This is a genomic window from Candidatus Pseudothioglobus sp. Uisw_041 (assembly GCF_048087625.1).
GTDB lineage: Bacteria > Pseudomonadota > Gammaproteobacteria > PS1 > Pseudothioglobaceae > Pseudothioglobus.
The window spans coordinates 122,515-145,678 of record NZ_CP159805.1 but is presented as its reverse complement, the minus strand read 5'-3'; the positions used below and the strand labels follow the sequence as shown (position 1 = coordinate 145,678).

20 protein-coding genes are annotated in these 23,164 nt (G+C 36.0%); 5 read left to right on the top strand and 15 right to left on the bottom strand.

What is annotated here, in order from left to right; genetic code table 11:
* Positions 1-4: 4 nt before the first annotated feature.
* From ABXT44_RS00715 to ABXT44_RS00705, 3 genes are all read right to left on the bottom strand, one after another.
* Positions 5-685, bottom strand: a complete 681-nt coding sequence (locus ABXT44_RS00715) for a TIGR00153 family protein (RefSeq protein ID WP_416678276.1) — start codon at positions 683-685, stop codon at positions 5-7.
* 91 nt (positions 686-776) lie between these two features.
* On the bottom strand, positions 777-1,178 hold the full coding sequence (locus ABXT44_RS00710) for an arsenate reductase ArsC (protein WP_416678273.1): 402 nt from the start codon (positions 1,176-1,178) through the stop codon (positions 777-779).
* Between the two features lie 9 nt (positions 1,179-1,187).
* Positions 1,188-1,856 (bottom strand): MIP/aquaporin family protein, encoded by a 669-nt coding sequence (locus tag ABXT44_RS00705; protein ID WP_416687257.1) that lies wholly within the window; start codon positions 1,854-1,856, stop codon positions 1,188-1,190.
* A gap of 71 nt (positions 1,857-1,927) precedes the next feature.
* Here ABXT44_RS00705 and glmU point away from each other — a divergent pair, with 71 nt between their 5' ends.
* From glmU to ABXT44_RS00690, 3 genes are read left to right on the top strand one after another with little or no spacing between them, the layout of a single operon-like run.
* A complete protein-coding gene (glmU, locus tag ABXT44_RS00700; RefSeq protein ID WP_416687254.1) occupies positions 1,928-3,307 on the top strand; it encodes a bifunctional UDP-N-acetylglucosamine diphosphorylase/glucosamine-1-phosphate N-acetyltransferase GlmU in 1,380 nt (459 codons plus the stop codon).
* 30 nt (positions 3,308-3,337) lie between these two features.
* Positions 3,338-4,504 (top strand): MFS transporter, encoded by a 1,167-nt coding sequence (locus ABXT44_RS00695; protein ID WP_416687253.1) that lies wholly within the window; start codon positions 3,338-3,340, stop codon positions 4,502-4,504.
* A gap of 50 nt (positions 4,505-4,554) precedes the next feature.
* Positions 4,555-5,388, top strand: a complete 834-nt coding sequence (locus tag ABXT44_RS00690; protein WP_416687250.1) for a TauD/TfdA dioxygenase family protein — start codon at positions 4,555-4,557, stop codon at positions 5,386-5,388.
* Between the two features lie 3 nt (positions 5,389-5,391).
* Here the strand turns inward: ABXT44_RS00690 and metC are convergent, their stop codons facing one another.
* From metC to polA, 4 genes are all read right to left on the bottom strand, one after another.
* Positions 5,392-6,558, bottom strand: a complete 1,167-nt coding sequence (gene metC, locus ABXT44_RS00685; RefSeq protein ID WP_416687248.1) for a cystathionine beta-lyase — start codon at positions 6,556-6,558, stop codon at positions 5,392-5,394.
* Between the two features lie 81 nt (positions 6,559-6,639).
* Complete coding sequence (locus ABXT44_RS00680; RefSeq protein WP_416687246.1) at positions 6,640-9,816, bottom strand: UvrD-helicase domain-containing protein; 3,177 nt, start codon at positions 9,814-9,816, stop codon at positions 6,640-6,642.
* Entirely contained in the window at positions 9,813-11,561 is a 1,749-nt protein-coding gene (gene argS / locus ABXT44_RS00675; protein WP_416687244.1) for an arginine--tRNA ligase, read from the bottom strand. The genes ABXT44_RS00680 and argS overlap by 4 nt, the downstream gene beginning before the upstream one ends.
* 90 nt (positions 11,562-11,651) lie before the next feature.
* On the bottom strand, positions 11,652-14,384 hold the full coding sequence (gene polA, locus ABXT44_RS00670) for a DNA polymerase I (protein ID WP_416687242.1): 2,733 nt from the start codon (positions 14,382-14,384) through the stop codon (positions 11,652-11,654).
* Between the two features lie 112 nt (positions 14,385-14,496).
* On the opposite strand from polA, the gene ABXT44_RS00665 reads away from it, so the two are divergent.
* A complete protein-coding gene (locus tag ABXT44_RS00665; protein ID WP_271537258.1) occupies positions 14,497-15,216 on the top strand; it encodes a metal ABC transporter ATP-binding protein in 720 nt (239 codons plus the stop codon).
* A 55-nt stretch (positions 15,217-15,271) separates the two neighbouring features.
* Entirely contained in the window at positions 15,272-16,087 is an 816-nt protein-coding gene (gene dapD, locus ABXT44_RS00660) for a 2,3,4,5-tetrahydropyridine-2,6-dicarboxylate N-succinyltransferase (protein ID WP_416687239.1), read from the top strand.
* Positions 16,088-16,151: 64 nt separating this feature from the next.
* Here the strand turns inward: dapD and ABXT44_RS00655 are convergent, their stop codons facing one another.
* The 8 genes from ABXT44_RS00655 to ABXT44_RS00620 all read right to left on the bottom strand — a co-directional run bounded on the left by ABXT44_RS00655 (position 16,152) and on the right by ABXT44_RS00620 (position 23,158).
* Entirely contained in the window at positions 16,152-16,370 is a 219-nt protein-coding gene (locus tag ABXT44_RS00655) for a hypothetical protein (RefSeq protein WP_271537260.1), read from the bottom strand.
* 205 nt (positions 16,371-16,575) lie between these two features.
* Positions 16,576-16,794, bottom strand: coding sequence for a hypothetical protein (locus ABXT44_RS00650; protein WP_271537261.1), 219 nt, complete (start codon positions 16,792-16,794; stop codon positions 16,576-16,578).
* 161 nt (positions 16,795-16,955) lie between these two features.
* Positions 16,956-17,804: a 4-hydroxybenzoate octaprenyltransferase gene (gene ubiA / locus ABXT44_RS00645; protein ID WP_416687237.1), complete on the bottom strand. Its 849-nt coding sequence runs from the start codon at positions 17,802-17,804 to the stop codon at positions 16,956-16,958.
* Positions 17,801-18,724, bottom strand: coding sequence for an RluA family pseudouridine synthase (locus ABXT44_RS00640; RefSeq protein WP_416687235.1), 924 nt, complete (start codon positions 18,722-18,724; stop codon positions 17,801-17,803). The genes ubiA and ABXT44_RS00640 overlap by 4 nt, the downstream gene beginning before the upstream one ends.
* 4 nt (positions 18,725-18,728) lie before the next feature.
* Entirely contained in the window at positions 18,729-19,499 is a 771-nt protein-coding gene (locus ABXT44_RS00635; protein WP_416687233.1) for a TatD family hydrolase, read from the bottom strand.
* A gap of 9 nt (positions 19,500-19,508) precedes the next feature.
* Positions 19,509-20,120: a 16S rRNA (guanine(527)-N(7))-methyltransferase RsmG gene (gene rsmG, locus ABXT44_RS00630; protein ID WP_416678236.1), complete on the bottom strand. Its 612-nt coding sequence runs from the start codon at positions 20,118-20,120 to the stop codon at positions 19,509-19,511.
* Positions 20,117-21,988, bottom strand: coding sequence for a tRNA uridine-5-carboxymethylaminomethyl(34) synthesis enzyme MnmG (mnmG, locus tag ABXT44_RS00625; protein WP_416687232.1), 1,872 nt, complete (start codon positions 21,986-21,988; stop codon positions 20,117-20,119). Before mnmG ends, rsmG begins: the two co-directional genes overlap by 4 nt.
* A 108-nt stretch (positions 21,989-22,096) precedes the next feature.
* Positions 22,097-23,158 (bottom strand): class I fructose-bisphosphate aldolase, encoded by a 1,062-nt coding sequence (locus tag ABXT44_RS00620; RefSeq protein ID WP_416687229.1) that lies wholly within the window; start codon positions 23,156-23,158, stop codon positions 22,097-22,099.
* Positions 23,159-23,164: the final 6 nt, after the last annotated feature.

Here is a 23,164-nt window from a genome sequence, read left to right as displayed (position 1 = left end):
CCGGTTATTTAGTTAACATTACTTCAAAACGTGACCCTACCTTTTGGGCAGCATCAGCGGTCTCGCCTAACCACTCAATAGCTCGGTAATAAAACATGACATCTACAGGAGGTAATTCAGATTCAAGCAAAAATAATTTATTACGAATATCATTCTGAGCTACATCAGTATCATGCTCTAGGACATTAATTTTTTTGACCATCTCTGCAACAATTTTACGTTCACGAGAACTAAACGCTGTTTCTAACAACTCATCAAGTTCATTAATAGCTACCATTGCAGAAGCTGAAGTCTTAATACAAAGATCAGCAAGCTTTATAAAGTCCTCTGCAAACTCTTTAGGAAAAACCATATGACGAGTCATCATCAAGCCAGCAAGGTCTTTAGTAATGTTGGCAATAGAGTCTTGGATTAAGAGAACATCAAGCAAATCTCTTCTTGAGAAAGGCATCATAAAAGTACTAGGCAAGTTCATTCTTAATTTTTTCTTTAACTGGTCAGCTTTTTTCTCTTTATTTCCAATTGAAACTCGAGCTTCTTGCGCCTTGTCCCAATCCTCAGATTGAGCAGCTTTAGCAAAAACTCCAAACTCTTTGATACAGGAATGAACCTGCTTCATGTGTTTTTGCAAAGGGCTTATTGGCGACTTTCCAAATAAACTAGTAATATTTCCTGATTTAGTCATAACTATTTATCTCCATAAAAAGAATTATTTAGTACTACTTATCACTACCTCTAAAAAAACGAATTTTATATAAATAACTAAAAAAAAGTAACTAATTTAAAAAATATTTTACCAGTGGAATTAGTTTCGATTTGACCTGCTTATAACACGCCTCAAATTCTTCAAAATCCTTGCCATCTGGGTCATCAAAACCTAAATGAACTAGCTCTGTTTTTCCTGGAAATATAGGGCAGGTTTGACTTGCATTATCACAAACTGTAATGACCAGGTCAAAGTCAATATGCAAGAGTGTTTCCAGTCTTTTAGAGTGGTACTCATCCTTCCAAATATTCTTAACTTCTAATATTTTTTTTGCATTTGGATTTACTAAGCCGCTAGCAGATACGCCGCTCGAATATGCTTCAATTCTCTCACCAAGCTCACTATTGATTAGCGCTTCCGCAATAATACTTCTACAGCTATTTCCAGTACACAAAACCAATACTTTTTTCATGGGAACTAATTAAGACTCGGATTGAAAAAGCTTTAAAAATACTTGCGCAGCAATTACAGCGCCAATGATAGTCGCCGCTATATAAATCCATAGATGCTCATAATTACCGCTCATCACTGCAGGCCCAATACTTCGAGCTGGATTCATACTACCGCCCGTTATAGGCCCTGCAAACATTGCCTCAAGGCCAACTGTTAAGCCAATAGCCAATCCCGCAAAATCTTTTGTAGCTTTGCCATGAACCGCAGAGGAGCAGATAACAATCATTAATATAAAAGTCAAAATCAATTCAAACCCAAAGGCTTGAGTTACTGAGCCGTAAGGAAGAGTCGCACCAAGATAGCTCACCTCGGACATGGTGACAAAGTTCTCATTAAGTAAAAAATATAGGCTTGCACTTGCAGCTATCGCGCCCAAAATCTGAGCGCCAATGTATGGAATAACCTTCCTACTATCAAATTCTCCTATTGACCAAAAAGCTATCGTCACAGCAGGATTAAAATGAGCTCCCGATAAATGGGCAAAGCTATAAATTAGTGCCACTACGACAAAGCCAAATGTTAGCGCTATACCAACATGGCCAAGAGCTCCAGTAATATCATTAATCATCACGGCTCCAGTTCCAGCAAAGACCAGGATGTAAGCTCCAATTAACTCAGCAAGTAATTTTTTACGCATTTTCACTTAGCTTAATTTCTAAAGTGTAACATTATACAAACTATTTTTTACTACCTAACACTATACTTTTAATGCCAAATCAATCAACTAATAATGAAGTCAATGTAATCATTTTGGCTGCAGGTCAAGGCACAAGAATGAACTCAAGTGTATCCAAAGTTCTTCATGAAGTTGGTAATAAGACTTTAATCCAGCATGTCATAGATGCAGCAACGCCCTTGGCAAGCTCAATTAATGTAATTATTGGCCATAACTCAGAATCAGTAAAAAAATCAACACAGAATAATTTGATTAAATGGGTTTTACAAAAAAATCAACTTGGAACTGGGCATGCAGTAATTCAGGCAATCCCTAATATTCAAGAAAACTCAATGTGTCTTATTCTATATGGTGATGTTCCTTTAATTCAAACCCAAACATTATTAAAGTTGCTTGAAAAAGCAAATAAGACTGGCTTTTCTCTTTTAACAGTAATTCAAAATGACCCTTCAGGGTATGGCCGAATCATAAGAGACTCTTCAAAATCCATTAAATCAATTATTGAGCATAAAGATGCTAATACTGAAGAACTTAAAATTGATGAAATTAATACGGGCATTATGGCTATTACTGGTGCATTATTAACAAAGTACTTAAACCAGCTTGAGCCAAATAATTCGCAGGGCGAACTATATCTTACTGATATTGTTGAAAAAGCAGCCAAAGATAATGTTACTATTGCTTCATTTATTTGTGAAAATTCAGCAGAAGTAATGGGTATAAATGATAAAAATAACTTAGCCAAGGCTGAAAGGGCTCACCAGTTAAAAAATGCTGAAGAGCTAATGATCAATGGCCTCACTATTAAAGACCCTAGTCGTTTTGATTGTCGGGGTAATTTAACTTTTGGAAATGACTGTATTATCGATGTAAATGTTGTTTTTGAAGGTGAAGTTAGGTTAGGAAAAAATGTTCTAATTTCGCCAAACTGCATTATAAAAAACTCTAAAATCGGTGATAATGCTCATATCATGCCAAATTCAATGATTGAAGGCTCTGTTATTGGAAGTCACACTAGTATTGGGCCTTTTGCCCGCATTCGTCCTGAAACTCAAATAGGTAGTCATGCAAAGATTGGCAATTTTGTTGAAGTAAAAAAATCAACAATTGATGACAACTCAAAGGTATCCCATTTAAGTTACATCGGGGATAGTCAAATTGGAAAGGGTGTCAATATTGGTGCTGGCGTAATAACGTGCAACTATGATGGTGTAAATAAAAGTCAAACAATAATTGGAGATGGAGCATTTATAGGCTCAAATAGTCAATTAATTGCCCCAGTATCGATCGGAAAAAATGCAACCATTGGAGCGGGCTCAACTATTACTCAAGATGCCCCCGATGATAAGCTTACCTTGAGTCGCAATAAACAATCAACAATGAGCAAATGGAAGCGGCCTCAGAAGAAATAAATTTTTTCTACCTCACAGGATAACTGCTCAATGTTAAATCTTCCTAAGAATGTTTGGATATTAACTGCCTGTTTAGCCCTCTTTATGTCCCTTAGCGTTTTTATGCTATTTGTCGCGGGCATTATTGGAAGCGTTCTTGCGCCCTTAAAAAGTTTATCTACCTTACCAGTTGCAACTATTGTAGTAGGCACTGCTGTAAGTATTATTCCAGCCATCCGGCTGATGTCAATTTTTGGTCGTAAGAAAGTTTTTTTGAGCTCTTGCATTTTCACCATATTTCTAATCGGCCTGTGTATATTCTCAATCATCAATAAATCATTTTACTTATTTTGTTTTGCGTCTTTCTGTTTAGGTGGTACAGTTGCGGTTATGCAGCAATTTAGGTTTGCAGCGATTGAAAGTGTGGAGCCTGAACAAAGACCAAAAGCAACTGCAGTTGTTCTTTTAGGTGGGCTAATTTCTGCTTTTCTTGGCACGGAAATTGCAACTTTAGGCAAAAATTACTTTGATACCGACTTTGTTGGCTCTTTCGTCATCCTCTCCCTTTTGTTTATAATTGCATTTATATTGATGTGCTTCTTTAAGCCAGCTGAAAAGTTTAAGCAGCAAATTGATAATTCTAAAAGGTCATTGCTTAAAATTATTAAGCAAGGCTCTTTCATAGTTGCAGTTTGCGCGGCGACAACAGGCTATGTTGTTATGAGCTTTGTAATGACAGCCACGCCGGTCAGTATGCATATAATGGATGGCTATTCACTTCACCATACTAAATCAGTTCTTCAAGCTCACGTTATCGCAATGTTTCTTCCGTCACTATTTACAGCTTACATTGTTAAATATCTAGGGCTTACTCGGATGATGCTCCTTGGAGTTATATTTTTCTTTGCTTCTGTCTTCATTGCATACAGTAGCCATGCTCTTAGCAGTTACTGGTGGTCTTTAGTTTTTCTTGGTCTTGGATGGAACTTCCTATTTATAGGAGGAACAAACCTACTCCCAAGATCCTATAGTGAAAATGAAAAGTTTAAAGTTCAATCAATCAATGATTTTTTAGTTTTTGGTCTTCAGGCTTTTGCAGCACTTTCAGCAGGCTGGTTTGTTTTTAATTTTAGCTGGGAAGTAGTTCTTTTATCAGTCATTCCATTGTTATTTTTTCAATTATTTATTCTGTTATGGTGGTTGAAAAATAATAATTAATAATTGGTGATTGTTTTGTAATAAAATTCTTTAAAACTCTATTGGACCTTATGATGTTGAAAGTCACTCCGCTAACTCCTTCAATTGGAGCAATAATCTCAAAAGTTTCACTAAATAAGGATTTAAATAGTGGGACCATTGAGCAAATATACAGCGCACTCATAAAGCATCAAGTTGTTTTTTTTAGGGACCAGAATATTTCCCCAGAAACTCACCTAAAATTAGCAGAGAGTCTTGGCGAAATTGATCCAGGTCACCCTGTCTACCCACATGTTGAAGGATATCAAAGCATTGTTTTACTTAAAAATGATGCAAATAATAGGCCAGATACAAATGATTGGCATAAAGACCTTACTTTTAAAGAAAGTCCTCCCTTTGCAAGCATATTACATGGCGTAAAGGTTCCTAAAGTTGGTGGTGACACGCTTTGGGCTAGTATGAGTGCTGCATATGATCAGCTTCCAAATGGATGGAAAGACCACCTAGAAGAACTTGAAGCGATTCATGATATGGGTACATTTAGAAATGACTTTTACAAAGAAGGTGGTATCGATTCGGTTAATAATGCTCTAAAGAACGTTGGCTCAGCAGTTCATAAAGTTATTGGAACTCACCCCATTTCAGGTCTCAAATATTTAAATATAAACCAATCCTTTACTCGTAATATTGTCAATGAAAGTCAAGGTCCAAGTGATCATATACTGCAATTTTTATTTCAGCATATTTCAAAACCTGAATTCCAAGTTAGATTTCACTGGGAAGATAATTCAGTTGCTATTTGGGATAATCGCATTACTCAACATTATGCAGTTTTTGACTACTTGCCAGAATTCAGGCACATGCAGCGAGTTACAGTTGTAAACGATAAAAGGGATAAGTCTTAAATACTACCCAAGAACCCTGAAGCCTTGTTTTAGGTCTTCAATTAACTCACTTGAGTCTTCAAGCCCTATGCTAAGTCGAACTAGATGTTTTCCATCATGAACCCATTCTCCATCTCGCTTGTATGGCCTTGCAGTTAAGAGGCTTTTATAACCTCCCCAACTAAAGCCAAGGGCAAATATTTCAAGTGAATTTGCAAATAATGCAATTTTTTCATCTGAATATGACTTTTTGAATGTGAAAGCAAATAGCCCTGACGCGCCACTAAAATCTCTCTTCCATAAGTCATGCTGAGGGTGTGACTCAAGACCAGGATGAATTACAGTCTCAATAATATCATTCTTATCAAGCCATCTCGCAACTTCAAAGGCTGATTTTTGGTGCGCCTCTAGACGAACCTTTAGTGATCTCAGTCCCCTCAAAGCCTGATAGCAATCCTGTGGATTGGCGTAATTTTCAACAGTTTCAAAATATTTAGAAAACTCATCCGCATATTTTTGGTTTACCGTTGCGCAGCCCAACAAGATATCAGAATGGCCACAAATATACTTAGTTACAGATTGAATGGTAATGTCGATACCAAGATCCAAAGGCTTTAAGAAAAGAGGTGTAGCCCATGAATTATCTAAAATTGATAGTACGTTAGCTTTTTTTGCCTCTTTAACAATTGCAGAAATATCTTGTATTTCAAATGTATTAGAGCCAGGAGACTCTAAAAAAATTAATTTAGTTTTATCATTAATATAGTGCCTGATTTCAGCACCTATATTGGACTCTATATGCGTTATCTTTACATTATATTTTTCAAGAATATTATGGCAAAAGCTTGCAGTAGGACTATAAACATTGTCACACAATAAAACCTCATCCCCACTTTTAGTAAAGGCCATTAGTGTATTTGTAATAGCACTGATACCAGAGGGAAATGCATAAGAAATATGACCATTTTCAAGCTTACACATCGCTTCTTCAAAGGCTTTTTGAGTAGATAGCCCATGAGTTCCATAGTCAACACCAGGATAATTGTGATCCATTGCTAACTGCATATCTTCAAAATGATTAAACAGAACTGTTGAGCCACTCTGCACATCAGGATTAATGGTTCTTATTTTTCTATCACCATATTTCTGAGTGTAATCAATCCATCCAACGATATCATTTTTCTTAGTCATATATTTATAGGTTTAATAAATTGGAAATCATCATAAGTACAATTAAGGAATTTGTCCAGCAATTTTTCAATACAAAAACAATTAAATTATTATTAACTGACTTGCAGCTGGGCAGTAAAGAGCAACCTTTGAAGGGAGTTTAAAAAAATCATCAAGAACCTCTTGATATATTTTGATTTGTTTTTGGTGTGACTGTTTTTGCCGCCCAATAAATGAGCTCATAGATTCACCATCGTTAAGCGATGCCGTCTTGAAATCTATAATCCATAAAGTGCCATCTTCAATAAACAATCGATCAATTATTACTGTTTTACTTGAATTACTATATTCGGCTTCTACTTCAGTAGAGTCTCGATATTTAAATAGCCATTCAAAATCTTTATCACGCTTTGTATTGAGAAGTAAAAGAGAGGCAGCTTTAGTATATGACTGAATTAGTTTTGTCGGCAATCCAAACTCCTTAAATCTTGCGTCAATACTTTCAAATGATGGCTCAAATAAATAATGCTCTAGAAAGTAATGCACTATTGAGCCCAATGCACTTTGATAAATTAGATCAATATTACTGGGCATATTTTTAGATTGCTTAATGTCATTAATGACTCGACTAGAAAGAGTTGAAAGCATCTTATTACGCTGAAGTTTGGGCAAAGAAGTCTCTACTGGAATTATTGCATCTTGAATTGGAATGTCATCGATAGATTGTTGAAAATAATTACTTAAAAATGACAGCAATGAGCCACTGACAGCTCTTCCAGTTTTTGAAACGCTACCTAACAAATGAATCTTATCTTTTGCTCGGCTCATCCCAACATACAGAACTCTCATTAATTCAAAGTGTGCCTGTTGTTTTTGTAAGTACTGCAAATAAAGGTAAGTTTTACTCTCAGAGTCTTCATAAGAAGATTTTAAAGGTGCCAGCAAAATATTATTATTTGAAAACTCTTGAATTTGTATTAAGGATAGTGAGTCATTTTTTCCTTTTTTACCAAGGCCAGGAATAATTACAGTATCGAACTCTAAGCCTTTAGCCTGATGAATTGTCATTAACTTAACAGAGGCAGACTGGGAGGGTGCATATAAATCTTTAACCATCAATTCAATTGTCTTGATATCTAAACTTTGACTTAGTTCGCAATGATTCAGTAATGAAAGAAATTGAGATCTAATACTTTTTTCTTGCTCATTAAGTTCAATCTCATTACATAGCTGACTTAAGGCATAAGAAAAACGCTCTACAAAAGAAAACTTACCTTCACTATAAATAGCCTCTTCAGTTGCTAGGAATAAATGCCTAGAACGTAAAATACCATCATCACTCAAATCTTTAACGATATCATCATCTATTAACTGACTAAAAATTGTCTTATCTATTGAATCACTAAAAACTAATAAATCTTCTAACTTTAAGCCACACCATGGAGCTCTGAGAATAGAAAGCCAAGCTAAACGATCCGCCAAACTAAGCAATGCTCTAGCTAAACTTAGCAAGTCTCTGGTAAAAAGATTAGACCTTAATGGCTCAGTTTTTAAGGCTTCAAAATTAACCCTGCTTTCCTGAAGCAATAATGTAATGGCATTTAAATGAGATCTAGATCTTACAAGGACTGCAATCTCTTGATGTGGATTATTTAAAATAGATTTTTTAATAATACTAACCACCATCTCCGCTTCTTCAGAATCTTGATCTACACTAAACGGGTAAAAAGTGAGCGCATCATTTTGCTCAATATTTGAAGCAGAGCTTGATTCAGAATAATGAATAGCGCCCAACAATAAATTATCTTGGTTTGGAAATATTTGAGAAAAAATCTTATTATTTTGCTCAACAATACTTTTATTTGACCTAAAGTTAGCCCTTAATACTAGAGGCTTAATTTTAAGACTACCTATACCACCTTTCATGACTTCAAGGAAAATTCCAACTTGAGATTCACGAAATTTATAAATTGATTGCATTGGATCACCCACAAAAAAGATTGACTTTTCATCTCCCTCTTGCCAGCTATCAACAAGCTTTTCAATTAAGCTTAATTGTGAATATGAAGTGTCTTGAAACTCATCAACTAGTAGATGCTTAATTTGATAGTCTAACAATAGCGCAATATCACTTACCTCTTCACGACTATCAAGCACATTAATAGCTTGCATACCAACTTCTGAAAAATCTTGCAAACCTTTTTCTTTAAAAATTACCTTCAACTCTGCAACACTTAACTTTAAGACTTGTGCAATATCATTGATACTTTTACTCGTTGATTCTGGAAAATACGCACTTGGTAAGTTAGATAAATTATTAAGTATTTTTTTGAATTCAACTTCAGAATCAAAACTCTCTAATATTTCTTTAAATATCAGTTTTTCTTCCTTAAGTTCAGCTGGAAATCCAATATTAGCATCAATTTTCTTTCTCCAGTTCCCAGTACTTTTCGTTAAAAGTAACTCAGAAATAGTTTGCCAATCACTCAAATCTTCGATAGTTGAGCCTGGTAACTTTTTAATCTTAGAAACATCATGCCTGGTACTAACTTCTAATAAATTAAAAAAAGATTTATCAAGCAAACCAGATGCTGCACCTCTCAAGGTTCCAAGATATTCAACAATTAATTCTTGCGCTAGAATTTCTAATAAATTAATATCAAGAGCACCCTCAATATATAGTTTTGGTAGCCACTGCTCTCGCTTTGAGAGCATCTGAACTATGAGCCGATAGAACCTATCAACATGGTTATCAAGGTACAACAAAACAGATGAGATGCTAGCTTGATACTCACTCTCCTCAATTAGTAGAAGGGTATTTTCTGCTGCCTCTTGATAAATTTGCTCATACTCATAAGTATTAATCATTGTTTGAGGTGGGATTAATTGATCAATAGATGGGTACCTTGAGACAATTAAACTTGACAGCGAATCAATAGTAATTATTTTTATTCGAGAGGGGTGATTCAGTAAATTCCAATCTTTCAGACTTGATTGCTCTAACACTTTATTGGCAAGATCAAAGGTTTTGAGCTTGTGTGGCTCTTCAGGTGGGTGCAATCTTGCTCGATTAAGCGAGCTAATTATTCTATGCTTTAACTCATCCACCGCTCTGTTGGTAAATGTCATAACTAAAATATTTTCTGGCACATCTGCAGAGCTAAGTAATTTTAAATAACGTTGAGTTATAAGTTCAGTTTTTCCTGAGCCAGCAGGAGCTTGAACAATGAAAGAATCACCTATATTTAGTGCTTGATCTCTTTGCCTCTGATCATTCACATTGACTCTGGCGAACTAACCCCTAGAATAGTTAGCCCATTAAAGAGAACTTGTTTCGTTGCGTGGATCACTGTCAACCTAGCTTGGGTAAGATCTTGATCATCCAGTATAAAAGGACAGGCATTGTAGTAACTATGAAATTGAGAAGCCAATTCACGTAAATAGTAAGCAAGTTGGTGAGGTTCATACTGCATGGCAGCAGACTCTATGACACCTTTATAACGACTTAGCTCTCTTAAAATTGATTTTTCACTTTCTTCTGATAATAATCCTAAATCAGCATCTTGATAATTAAACACTATGCCCTTTTCTTGCGCTTGCTTAAAAACAGAGTTAATTCGAGCATAGGCATATTGAATATAGAAAACTGGGTTCTCGTTTGTCTTTGATTTGGCAAGGTCTAGATCAAAATCCATATGCTGCTCTGACTTTCTAAGGATATAAAAGAAACGTGCGGCATCATTTCCTACCTCACTTCTTAAATCCTCTAGGGTCACAAAAGACCCGCTTCTAGTTGACATTTGTACTTTTTTTCCACCTCTATAAAGGTTTGCAAATTGAACCAAAAGGATTTCTAATTTTTTAGGGTTATGATTAAATGCAGCTACAGAAGCCTTAACTCTAGCAATATAACCATGATGGTCAGCTCCCCAAACATTAATTACTTTATCATAGCCTCGCTCAAATTTTTCAAGGTGGTAGGCAATATCTGAAGCAAAATAAGTATGATTTCCATTATCACGGACTACTACACGATCTTTTTCATCTCCATAATCCGTTGTTTTAAACCATAGGGCGCCGTCCTTTTTATAAACGTGCTTACTGTCTTGAAGTCTTTTAATGCTAGCCTCAGAAAGGCCGTTATCAATCAAAGATTGCTCTGAAAACCACTTTTCAAAGACCACTCCAAAATCAGCTAGATCTTTTTTGATGCCACTTAGAATACTTTCAATACCTACTTTAAAAATAGATTTAAAGCCTTCACCCAATAACTCTTTTGACCTTGAAATTAACTCATCAATATGAGACTCTTTGTTTCCTCCTTCAAGCTCATCTTTGCAGATACCTTCAAAAACTAATGCGGATTCTTTGTGAAAAGCGTCACTATAAGTCTGCATAATATTACTGGCGATATCATTAATATACTTTCCTTGATAGCCATTATCAGGAAACCTTATTGTTTCTCCGCAGAGCGCTAAATATCGCAAGAAAATGCTTACAGATAAGATGTCCATCTGCCTACCCGCATCATTTACATAGTACTCATTATCAACTTTATAACCAACAGATCTTAGTAGGTTAGAAACAGTTGCCCCATAAGCGGCCCCTCTTCCATGTCCAACATGAAGAGGTCCTGTTGGATTCGCTGAAACGTACTCCAAAAGAATACTTTGGCCTGCTCCTATATTAGATGTTCCATACCCATCACCACTTTCAATAATTTCATTTATCACGGCAGTACTCGACTTGTCTGACAGAAAGAAGTTAATGAACCCTGGGCCGGCTATTTCTGTTTTTTCAATAAAATCAGCGCCATCTAATTGGTCGATAATAGCTTGCGCCAGATTCAGTGGGCTGGTTTTAGCCTGCTTTGCCAGCATTAAGGCTATATTTGTTGCATAATCACCATGACTTTTATCTTTGGTGTGATCTAGCCGAACTTTTGATGGCATCTCACTAAGTAATCCTTGATCAATTAAATCATGGATGCATTTAGTAAGTAGGTTTTGCAGTTGCTCTTTCATATAATTAACTCATTATTACTTTTTTGGTTATTAGAGCCTATTTTAATTTAACACATCAATAAGTCGATACTCAAATTCTATACTTAAGGTTTAGTGAGCCTCTTGCCAGTTTGTTCCAATTCCCACATCAACCTCTAATGGAATACTTAACTTCAAAGTATCTGACATCATAGACCTAACAATTTCACCATACTCTTTAGCTTTATCAGCTCGAAGTTCAAATACAAGCTCATCATGAACTTGCATGATCATTTTTACTCCATTATTTTCTCTATCAATCCAGGACTGGATATCGAGCATAGCTTTTTTTATAATATCTGCAGAGGAGCCTTGCATAGGAGCATTAATTGCAGTTCTTAGTGCGTGTTGCTGCAGCATTTTATTTTTCGAATTAATTTGAGGCAAATATAGCCTCCTACCTAAAATTGTTTCTACAAATCCCTGCTCTTTAGCCCTTTCTTTAGTTTCGTCCATAAACCTTAAGACACCAGGATAATTCTCAAAATAACCATCAATATATTGCTTAGCTTCAGTTCTAGAGACATCTATTTGTTTAGCCAAACCAAACGCACTCATACCATAAATTAAGCCAAAGTTTATCGCCTTAGCCTTTCGGCGCTGATCTTTAGTAACATTTGAAAGCTCAGTATCAAAAACTTGAGAGGCTGTTGCACTATGAACATCAACATTATTATTAAAAGCCTCAATTAAGCTCTTATCCTGTGAAATATGCGCCATTATTCTAAGCTCAATTTGAGAATAATCAGCAGCAAGGATTGCATTATCTTTATTTGCAATGAATGCTGATCTAATCTGAGCACCCCTCTCTGTTCTAATTGGAATATTTTGAAAATTAGGTTTTGAAGAAGAAAGCCTACCAGTTGCAGTTACTGCTTGATGATATGAGGTATGAAGCCTTCCAGTCTTTCTGTTAATTTGTTTTGGTAAGGCCTCTAAATAAGTAGAATTTAGTTTTGTTAAAGTACGATAAGCCATTATTAAATCAACTAACGGGTGATCAAGTAATTTTAGAGCTTCTTCATTTGTTGAAGGCTGGCCCTTTGCTGTTTTCTTTTTTGGCTCTAGGCCAAAACCCTCTTCACTAAATAAAATTTGCTGAATTTGTTTTGGAGACTCAAGATTAAATTCATCGCCAGCAACCTCATATGCTTCAGTCTGAATTTTCATCATTTCAGCTTTAACCTCAATCTGTTGGTTAAAGAGTGAAGTTTCATCAACAAACGCACCATTTCTTTCTAATTTCAACATAATTTTTATTAATGGAATCTCTATGCTTTTATAAAGCAGCATCACTTTAGGATAATCTTGAAGCCTTGATTCCAAGACATTATTTAGCTCATTTGTTACAATGACATCTTCACACGCATAAGGCATTGCTTCACTAATATCAACCTGGTTAAAGGTTAGTTGTTTTTTTCCGCTACCAGCAACATCTGCATAATGAATTGTTTTGTGCCCCAAATAATGTAAGGCTAAATCATCCATATTATGGCGGCTTGCAACTGAATTCAAACAATAAGATTTCAACATAGTGTCGTCAATAATGCCATTTAGACTAATATCAATATTAGCAAGAATATGGGCATCATATTTTAAGTTTTGACCAACTTTGCCAATAGCTTTATTCTCGAGCAAGGGCTTTAAAGATGCCATTACCTTATGTCTAGCCAACTGAACTGGCGCATCTAAGTAGTCATGTGCAACTGGTAAATAATAACTATCTTTCTCAATAAGAAAAACAAGGCCAACAATCTCAGCCTCCATATAGTTAAGACTATTCGTCTCTAAATCAAATACAAAAGATTCACTATTGGTCAGCTTAGTAAGCAATCCAGAAAAGTCTTCATCTGTAAGTATTAGATTTTGAGAATATTCTTTAAGAGCAATACTAGAAACAGGGCTGGGAGTTTCATCAGTCACCTGCTCATCATTTTGAGCAATTTTAGGTACAGTCTTTTCACCTAATTGCTTAAGCCACATTGAAAAACCATACTCTCTAAAAAGATCTAGTAACTCCTCTTTGTTTTCTCCGGGCTCATCTAATAAGATATTTAAAGGAAGCTTGACATCAAACTTTAGCTGAACTAATTTATAAGAAAGATCCAATATCTCAAAAGATTCCCTTAGTTTTTCACCAACCTTACCGCCAATCTTTTCTGCATTAGCCTTAACGCCTTCAATGTTTTCATAAAGCTCAAGCCACTTTGACGCAGTTTTTGGTCCAACACTAGGCACTCCAGGTATGTTGTCAGCTGAATCCCCCGTTAATGCCAGTAAATCTAATATTTGGTTTGGATTAACTCCCATTTTCTCTTTAATTTCTTCCTCACCATAGAGCTTACCTTTCATGTCAAGTTGCTTAATATTGCCTCCGACTAATTGGAAAAGGTCTTTGTCCCCACTAGCAATAATTGTTTCAATGCCCTCTTCACGAGCAAGCTTAGATAACGTCGCAATGACATCATCTGCTTCGACACTCGGCTCGCATAAAAAATGAAAGCCCATTGCCCTAACTATTTTATAAAGGGGTTCAATCTGAACAACTAAATCATCCTCTGCTGGGCTTCTATTGGCTTTGTAGTCAGGAAACATTTCGTGACGAAAATTTGAACCTTTTGCATCAAAAATCATAATAATCTTTGCGTCCTGATACTTCCTTTGTAGATGTTTTATCGCATTTACAACACCAAACATAGCTCCAGTAGGAAAGCCACTTTCATTTGTCAAGTTTTGAGATAGCGTTGAGAAATAGGAGCGAAATAAAAACGCCGAGCCATCTACTAAAATGAGTTGCTGATTCATTCTCAAATTTTACCTCTAAACCAAGTTTTTTTATTGGAAACTACTTGATGAATTTAAACTTTCAAACTTTATATTTTGAGCTCATGCATGAATTGTTAGATAAAATATACTAATGTCAGATGCTCTCATAACTCTAAACAATATTAGCCTTAGTCATAATGGGAAAAATATCCTTGATGATGTCAGCTTTAAACTTCATCCTGGTGAGTTTATTACATTAATAGGTCCTAATGGCGCTGGAAAAAGCTCATTAATTAAGATTCTTTTAGGTGTTATTAAACAAGATTCTGGAGAAATAATACATAGCGATAATTTAAAATTTGGTTATACGCCTCAATCATTTACAGCAAATCCATACATACCTATATCTGTTATTGATTTTTTGACATTAAATCAAAAATTTGATCGTGAGTTCACGCGTCAAACTTGTGAGCTTACTGGTATTGAAGATTTACTTAAAATGCCGCTCAAAAATCTTTCAGGTGGTGAATTGCAAAAAGTCTTACTAACTAGAGCGCTTCTAAATAAGCCTAATGTGTTGATTTTAGATGAACCAGCACAAAACCTTGATGTTGATGGGCAAATGCAGCTTTATAAATTAATTCAGGATATTCATCAAAAGCAAAACTGTGCTGTACTTATGGTGTCACATGATCTTCATAGAGTAATGAAAGAATCAACTCAAGTTCTTTGCCTTTATCATCATATCTGCTGTGAGGGACTCCCCGAATCCATATTGAAAGATGCTCAATTTAATGACTTATTTGCTGATCAAATCCATGACTTGATGGCAACTTATGAGCATCATCATAACCACCAGCACGATCATTAGAGAAGTCCAAATGGACTCTAAATGATATAATTAACTTTTTTTTATTATGACAATTATGAAAGATATTATTGAAGCTGCATTTGAAGATCGAGCGCATATCACCCCTGACTCTGCAAGCAATGAAATTAAACAAGCTGTTGATGAGGCAATTCACCTCCTAGACTCAGGAGAAGCTAGAGTTGCAGAGCAAAAAAGTATCGGCAACTGGGAAGTTAATGAATGGCTAAAGAAAGCTGTTTTGCTTTCATTTAGGCTTGCAGATAATGTCCCTATGCAATCTGGCTATACGCAGTACTATGACAAAGTGCCATCCAAGTATGCAAATACCACAGCTGAAGAGTTTCAAGCGTCGGGTGTTAGAGTAGTTCCTCCAGCCACTGCAAGGAGAGGTTCTTATATAGCCTCAAATACGGTTTTAATGCCATCTTATGTAAATATTGGTGCATATGTTGATTCTGGAACAATGGTCGATACATGGGCAACTGTAGGTTCTTGTGCACAAATTGGCAAAAATGTTCACCTTTCAGGCGGCGTAGGCATTGGTGGGGTGCTTGAACCTTTACAAGCGAGTCCAACAATCATAGAGGATAACTGCTTTATTGGAGCAAGATCAGAAGTAGTTGAAGGTGTTATCGTTGAAGAAGGTGCTGTTATATCAATGGGCGTTTATATTGGCCAATCAACTAAAATCTTTAATAGAATGACGGGTGAAGTATCATATGGACGAATACCTGCAGGATCAGTTGTAGTTTCTGGCAACCTTCCATCGGCAGATGGAAGCTATTCACTTTATTGCGCCGTTATAGTTAAACAGGTTGACGCTAAAACAAGGTCTAAGGTTGGAATTAATGAGCTTCTTCGAGGGATTTAACTCCATCTTTTCCAAATAATAAAAAACCCGCTTAGTGGCGGGTTTTTTGTTGAGTTAATATGTATTACTTAGTAAAGATTTTGTACAGCAAACCAACGGCAATTAAACCAACCAAATTTGCAGCTCCAAGTCCAACAATAATATCCGTAAGTCTAGCGATAATATCGCCAGGTAAGAATGCAGCTTGACTTCCAAAAATTATTTGAACAACAACTGCAAGTGCAATAAAACTTACACCTACTTCAGTTAATTTTTTTACCCATCCAATTACATTATCTAACATACTCTCTCTCCATTTGTTTTAAGACAACCAGATTTCCAGCTGATTGATAAACTTTTTATAGTATCAAAATCACTATGTCAAGTTTTCTAGGTGCGTGATGACTAAAAAATTAGCTTTAGCACAATAAAATTAAGTACTTAATAAAATTTCATTCAAATAATAAAAAACCCGCCTTATAGCGGGTTTTCTATTGAGTTAATACGTATTACTTAGAAAAGATCGTGTACAACAATCCTGCTGTAATTAAACCAACTAAGCCAGCACCACCAAGTGCGCCGATCATATCAGTAAGCCTAGCGACAACATCGCCAGGTAGGAATGAAGCACTTGAACCAAATATTACTTGAACAACAACTGCTAGTGCTACAAGACCCACACCAGCTTCAGTTAATTTTTTTATCCAACCAGTTACATTACTTAACATATTTTCTCTCCATTTGTTTTTAAAATAATCAACATACTTGCTGATTGATGGACTTTTTATAGTAACAAAAACAGAGTGTCAAGTTTTCTTGATGAAAAAAAGCAAAAAAATAGGCCAAAATGACGTAATTTTGCTCAAATGTTGCAAAAAAACAACAAAACTTATGACTTGATGATTACCGAAAGAAAAATCCCTAAAAATGCAGTCATACCAATGAAATTATTATTAAGAAATGCCTTAAAATATTCTTCTTTTTGGCGTTTTTTCAGTAGAAATTGATGATAAATCATAAAAAATGAAATAATCACCAAAGAAAAGTCATAAATTAATCCTAAATCGAAAACATTGCCAATTAATATAAGCACAATAATTAATAAAATTTGCAACAAAGTGATAATAATTTGATCGTATTTTGCAAAAAGAATTGCTGTTGACTTTACTCCAATCTTTAAATCTTCATCGCGATCAGCCATCGCATAAAAAGTGTCATAAATTAAAGTCCAAACTAGGGTTGCAATAAAAACTAGCCATGCAGTTAAAGGAACCACTCCAGTTTGAGCGCTAAAAGCCATAGGTACGCTCATTCCAAATGCAGCACCTAAAACTAGTTGCGGTAAATTAGTCCAGCGCTTTGTAAAAGGATATAAAGTTGCCAGAAGAACGGCAATTAAAGACAATTTAATAGTTAAGATATTAGTTTGAAGAACTAAGCCTAATGCAATCAATAATAATAGGCCAAATAATACTAGCGCGGAGTTAGATGAAATTTCTCCAGTAGCAAGAGGCCTTTGCTGAGTTCTTACGATGTGCTTATCAATTTTTCGATCTGCAAAATCATTTATAACGCACCCAGCAGTTCTCATTATAAAAACTCCTGAAGTGAAAATGAACAATATATCTAAATCAGGCCATCCATCTGCACTTAGAAATAAAGCCCAATATGTGGGCCATAAAAGTAGTAATGACCCAATAGGCTTATCAAGCCTCATTAAGCGAATATACGCATTCATAGTTTATTTAAAAATTCTTCAAGATCATTTGGTAATGGGGCCGTTACCTTTTGTATCTCATTAGTAATAGGGTTTGTAAAAACAATTGATTTAGCATGCAAAAAAAGTCGACTCAACCCTTTCTTTTTCATCAATTGATCAAAACTATTATCGCCATACTTATCATCTTGGGCAACTGGATGCCCAGCATGCTTTGCATGGACCCTGATTTGATGAGTCCTTCCAGTTTCTATAACAACTTCAACTAACGAGGCACTTTCATCACCCATAAGAAAATTTTTAATAGGGTGGAAATGACTTACTGAGTCTTTTCCTTTCGAATCAATAACACTATTCCTTGAGTTTTGATAAATTGGCGCATCAATGGTATGCTTTTTCTTACTCCAGCTATTTTTAACAAGTGCAATATAACGCTTTTCCACTTGATGATGAACTAGCTGCTCATGAAATGATTTTAAGACTGACCGTTTTTTTGCAAGAATCAAACACCCTGATGTTCCTCTATCAAGCCGATGGACAAGTTCAATCGGTTCTTTGTATTGACTTTTAAGTGCTTCAATAATTCCAATAGTAACACCACTTCCCCCATGAACTGCCATTCCATGTGTCTTATTTAGAACTAATAAGCCTTTATCCTCATAAAGAATTGAGGAATTAAGCAACTTAAGTAGTCCATCAGATGGCTTAATATCCTTTTCAGTAGAGGTTCTAATAGGTGGAATTCGAATAATATCTTCAGAAACAAGCTTATAGTCTGCTTTCTTTCTGCCTTTATTAACGCGGACTTCACCTTTTCTGATAATGCGATAAATGCGAGACTTTGGGACACCTTTAAGCTGCTTAATTAGATAATTATCAAGACGCTGTCCAATTGAAAACTCATCTACAGTTATATATCTTGGGGCATCATGAGTAGTCATAAAGTCACGAAAAAAATAGCCGATTAAAGTTATCAGTAGTAACTTTAGCAATCTCAGAAATACTCGTATTACGAATTTCTGCAAGTTTTTCTGCTACATAGTATGTATAGGCTGGGCTGTTAGGCCTTCCTCTATTTGGAACAGGGGTTAAATATGGTGAGTCTGTTTCAACCAAAAGACGCTCAGCAGGTATTTTTTTTGCAACATCACGCAAAGATTGAGCACTTTTAAAAGTCAAAATACCCGAAAAAGAAATGTAATAACCAAGATCTAATGCCGCCTTGGCAGTTTCCCAATCCTCAGAAAAGCAATGCATAACAGCTGACTCAGCCTTCTCTTCAGAGAGAATTTTAATAGTATCAGATTTAGCTTCTCTAGTATGAATAATCAGAGGCTTGCCTGAAATATTGGACGCCTTAATATGCCTACGGAAGCGATCTCTTTGCCAGCCAGCCTGATCCTCCTTGACATGAAAATAATCCAAACCAGTCTCGCCAATTGCAATGATTCTGTCGCTTGTTGCATATTCAAGTAACTCTTCTGTAGTTGGGTCTTTACAATTAGTTTCTGTTGGATGCACGCCAACTGATGAATATATATTAGAGTGCGCTAATGCAAGATCGTGAACTTGATCAAAATGCTCCAAATCAATACAGACGCATAGAAATTTCTTTACAGAGAGCTCACTGGCATGCTTGAGCATTGACTCAATACTTCCTCCAAAAGCATCTAAGTCAACTCGGTCTATGTGGCAATGAGAGTCTATTATTTCCATAAATAAAAATTATAGCTGAATTTCTAAAAGTGAACGATTATCTGAAACAAATGGAACTTTTAAAATATGCACTTTTGCCTTCATTTTTTGAATAGTTTCTTCATCAATATTGTCACCCTTCATCATTAAGTAGCGACCATCATCCGCTATTAAATGTTTCACTTTTTCAATAGTACTCGCAACATCTGAAAATGCTCGGGATGTTATTTGAGGAAAAGACTCATGATAACTAAATGACTCAACTCTACTATTAACTACTGTCAGATTGGTCAAAGACAGTTCTGTTTTTACAGTTTGCATAAATCGACATTTTTTGCCAACACTATCGATGACAAAAACACTAGTTTTAGGCATCATAATTGCAATGATAATCCCAGGTAAGCCAGCGCCAGAGCCGACATCTAGTAATAATCCAGGCTTTATGAAACATACTATTGAAAGGCTATCCAAAAAGTGTTTTTTAATTGACTCTAGAGGGTCGCGTATGGCACTTAAATTGTATACCTTATTCCATTTAATAATTAATGCATGAAACCTAAGGAGCTGCTGCACTTGAAACTCTGAAAGATCAACATTCATTAACTCCGCCCCTTCACAGAGCAGCCTCTCGTTTTCATTCATGACAGGGCTTTGTAAGTTTTCAGAAAAACCAATAGAATAGAAATTGATGCTGGGGTTACGCCTTGAATTCTACTAGCTTGACCAATTGTCTCAGGCTTGTATTCATTAAGCTTTTGCCTAACCTCATTGGATAAGGCTTTAATCTCACTGTAATCAATATTTGATGAAAGCTTAGTGTTCTCATTTTTACGATATTTTTCAATTTCATCTAATTGTCGTTTTATATAGCCCTCATATTTAATTTGATTTTCTACTTGCTCGATAATCATCCTATCTTCCAGAAAGGGCTTTGCATTTTCGATCTTACTGAGCAGCTTATAGTCAATATTTGGTCTTTTTAACAGAGCCTCTAAACTATATTCATGACTAAGCTTTATTCCCAAAACTTTTTCTGCTTGGGCGTCTCCTGACTGAACCCAAAAAGACTTTAAACGTTTTTTCTCATTCGCTACTTGCTCATATTTTCCATTAAAAGAAAGCCAACGTAAATCATCAACTAGTCCCATTTTTCTAGCTTGTGGAGTTAATCTCTCATCAGCATTATCTTCTCGAAGTAAAAGGCGATATTCAGCTCGAGAGGTAAACATCCGATAAGGCTCTGATGCCCCCTTGGTCGTCAAATCATCAACCATAACGCCAATATAAGACTCGTCCCGTTTAGGGGTCCAAGGGTCTTTCTCTTGAATCTGTAATGCAGCATTAATTCCAGCAAGCAAACCTTGTGCAGCGGCTTCTTCATAACCAGTAGTGCCATTAATCTGTCCTGCAAAGAAAAGACCTGATATTTTCTTAACTTCTAGTGTTTGTTTTAACCCTCTTGGATCAAAAAAATCATATTCAATGGCGTAGCCTGGACGAATGATCTTTGCATCTTCAAAACCTTTAATAGAGTTAACAAAATCCTCTTGAACTTCAAATGCTAGCGATGTTGAAATGCCATTTGGATACACTTCATGAGTTGTAAGTCCTTCTGGTTCAACGAATATTTGATGTGAGTCTCTTTCTGCAAATCTAACAACCTTATCCTCAATTGAAGGGCAATATCGAGGGCCAACGCCTTCTATTTTTCCACTATAGAGTGGCGAGTCTTTTAGACCATTAGTAATATATTCATGAGTTTTTGCATTCGTATGTGTAATAAAACATGGAATTTGTTCTGGGTGATCAGTTGATCTCCCCATAAATGAGAAGGTTGGTAGTGGGGTATCACCCTCTTGTTTTTGTAAGACATTATAGTTAATTGTTCTTCCATCAAGGCGTGGTGGAGTTCCTGTTTTGAGCCTCCCTACACCTAAGTCATAAGAACGTAGCCGTTCAGATAAAACATTAGCTGGTGCATCACCAGCCCTTCCTCCTTGATAATTCTGTTTGCCAATATGAATAATTCCACCTAAAAAAGTACCTGAAGTTAAGATAACTTTATCTGCAAAGAACTCCAAGCCCATTTGCGTTACAACGCCTTTAACTCTGTTATTTTCAATAATTAAATCGTCAACTGGCTGCTGAAATAAACTTAGATTCTTTTGATTTTCAATTTTGCTTCTTATGGCTGCTTTATACAATATTCTATCTGCTTGAGCCCTGGTAGCTCTTACAGCTGGCCCTTTAGATGCGTTAAGTGTTCTAAACTGAATACCTGATACATCAATAGCTTTTGCCATTATGCCGCCCATTGCATCAATCTCTTTTACAAGATGGCCCTTACCAATACCACCAATCGCAGGATTACAACTCATCTGCCCAAGTGTCTCCACATTATGAGTTATTAGCAATGTATCGACACCCATTCTAGCTGATGCAAGAGCTGCCTCAGTTCCAGCATGGCCTCCACCAACAACAATTACTGGGTAATATTTACTTTTATTCATTCGTTTTTGTTTTTACAATACAAAAGGCCCGACATAATTCGGGCCTTTTATTATACGCTTTAAGCTTTAAACTAAATTCTTAAGTCTAAATCTGATAAAAAGCAAAGATTAATACTTATAACCAGCTTCGAATAATGTGTCTTGAGATGAAGGCTGAGAACCAGCAACATAATCACCAGTAGAAGACTCTGAATTAGCTTGGCATCTTGCCATTAAGGCTTTTTGGCCTGCTTCAATATCACTTCCTTTCCAAGCCTGTAAACATGATTGCTGTAAAGCCCTTCCATAAGAAAACGTCAAACTGGTAGCGCTCTTATGTTCAATACTATTCATAGTATTAAGATAAACAGAAGCGTCTTCTTCAGTTAACCCGCCCGAAAGAAACATAATTCCTGGAACTGCAGCTGGCACACAACGATTCATTGTGCGAACTGTCATCTTGGCAACCTCTTCTGAGCCAGCTTTATTGGAATTATCAGCGCCAGAAACAGTCATTGAAGGTTTTAATAATGTTCCCTCTAAGAAAACACTATTTTCTGAGCAAGCTTTATAGACTTCAACCAAGACCTTCTCTTGAACTTCTGCTGTCTTCTCAATAGTGTGATTCCCATCCATTAAAATTTCAGGCTCAATAATGGGAACAAGTCCTGACACCTGACAAATTTTTGCATATCTTGCAAGGCCCCAAGCATTCTCCCTTATTGCAAGATCTGTAGGGCATCCATCAGCAGTAATTTGCAATACAGCGCGCCATTTTGCGAAACGTGCTCCTTGTTTATAGTACTCAGCAGTTCTTTCAGCAAGACCTTCCAGACCCTTACACCACGTCTCTACTTCATGCCCCCCAGCTAATGGACTTAAGCCTTTATCTACCTTAATGCCTGGAATTATTCCCAGCTTATTAATTTTAGAAACCATAGTTTCACCATCAAGGTGGTTTTGATAAAGTGTCTCTTCAAAAAGGATGACTCCACTAATATATTCACCAATTCCTTCTGCAGTAAAGAGCATTCCACGATAGGCTTGACGATTTTCTTCTGTGTTTTCTACATTAATCCCAGCAAGTCGTTTTCCTATAGTCGGAGTAGACTCATCTACTGCAAGCAGTCCTTTGCCTCTAGCAGCCAATAAATTTGCAGTTTGTCTTAATTCTTCTTGATTATTTATCATAATTTT

Coding starts and splice junctions, on each gene's coding strand:
- ABXT44_RS00715 (WP_416678276.1), bottom strand. CDS start 685: ATGACTAAATCAGGAAATATTACTAGTTTATTTGGAAAGTCGCCAATA.
- ABXT44_RS00710 (WP_416678273.1), bottom strand. CDS start 1,178: ATGAAAAAAGTATTGGTTTTGTGTACTGGAAATAGCTGTAGAAGTATT.
- ABXT44_RS00705 (WP_416687257.1), bottom strand. CDS start 1,856: ATGCGTAAAAAATTACTTGCTGAGTTAATTGGAGCTTACATCCTGGTC.
- glmU (WP_416687254.1), top strand. CDS start 1,928: ATGCCAAATCAATCAACTAATAATGAAGTCAATGTAATCATTTTGGCT.
- ABXT44_RS00695 (WP_416687253.1), top strand. CDS start 3,338: ATGTTAAATCTTCCTAAGAATGTTTGGATATTAACTGCCTGTTTAGCC.
- ABXT44_RS00690 (WP_416687250.1), top strand. CDS start 4,555: ATGATGTTGAAAGTCACTCCGCTAACTCCTTCAATTGGAGCAATAATC.
- metC (WP_416687248.1), bottom strand. CDS start 6,558: ATGACTAAGAAAAATGATATCGTTGGATGGATTGATTACACTCAGAAA.
- argS (WP_416687244.1), bottom strand. CDS start 11,561: ATGAAAGAGCAACTGCAAAACCTACTTACTAAATGCATCCATGATTTA.
- polA (WP_416687242.1), bottom strand. CDS start 14,384: ATGAATCAGCAACTCATTTTAGTAGATGGCTCGGCGTTTTTATTTCGC.
- ABXT44_RS00665 (WP_271537258.1), top strand. CDS start 14,497: ATGTCAGATGCTCTCATAACTCTAAACAATATTAGCCTTAGTCATAAT.
- dapD (WP_416687239.1), top strand. CDS start 15,272: ATGAAAGATATTATTGAAGCTGCATTTGAAGATCGAGCGCATATCACC.
- ABXT44_RS00655 (WP_271537260.1), bottom strand. CDS start 16,370: ATGTTAGATAATGTAATTGGATGGGTAAAAAAATTAACTGAAGTAGGT.
- ABXT44_RS00650 (WP_271537261.1), bottom strand. CDS start 16,794: ATGTTAAGTAATGTAACTGGTTGGATAAAAAAATTAACTGAAGCTGGT.
- ubiA (WP_416687237.1), bottom strand. CDS start 17,804: ATGAATGCGTATATTCGCTTAATGAGGCTTGATAAGCCTATTGGGTCA.
- ABXT44_RS00640 (WP_416687235.1), bottom strand. CDS start 18,724: ATGACTACTCATGATGCCCCAAGATATATAACTGTAGATGAGTTTTCA.
- ABXT44_RS00635 (WP_416687233.1), bottom strand. CDS start 19,499: ATGGAAATAATAGACTCTCATTGCCACATAGACCGAGTTGACTTAGAT.
- rsmG (WP_416678236.1), bottom strand. CDS start 20,120: ATGAATGAAAACGAGAGGCTGCTCTGTGAAGGGGCGGAGTTAATGAAT.
- mnmG (WP_416687232.1), bottom strand. CDS start 21,988: ATGAATAAAAGTAAATATTACCCAGTAATTGTTGTTGGTGGAGGCCAT.
- ABXT44_RS00620 (WP_416687229.1), bottom strand. CDS start 23,158: ATGATAAATAATCAAGAAGAATTAAGACAAACTGCAAATTTATTGGCT.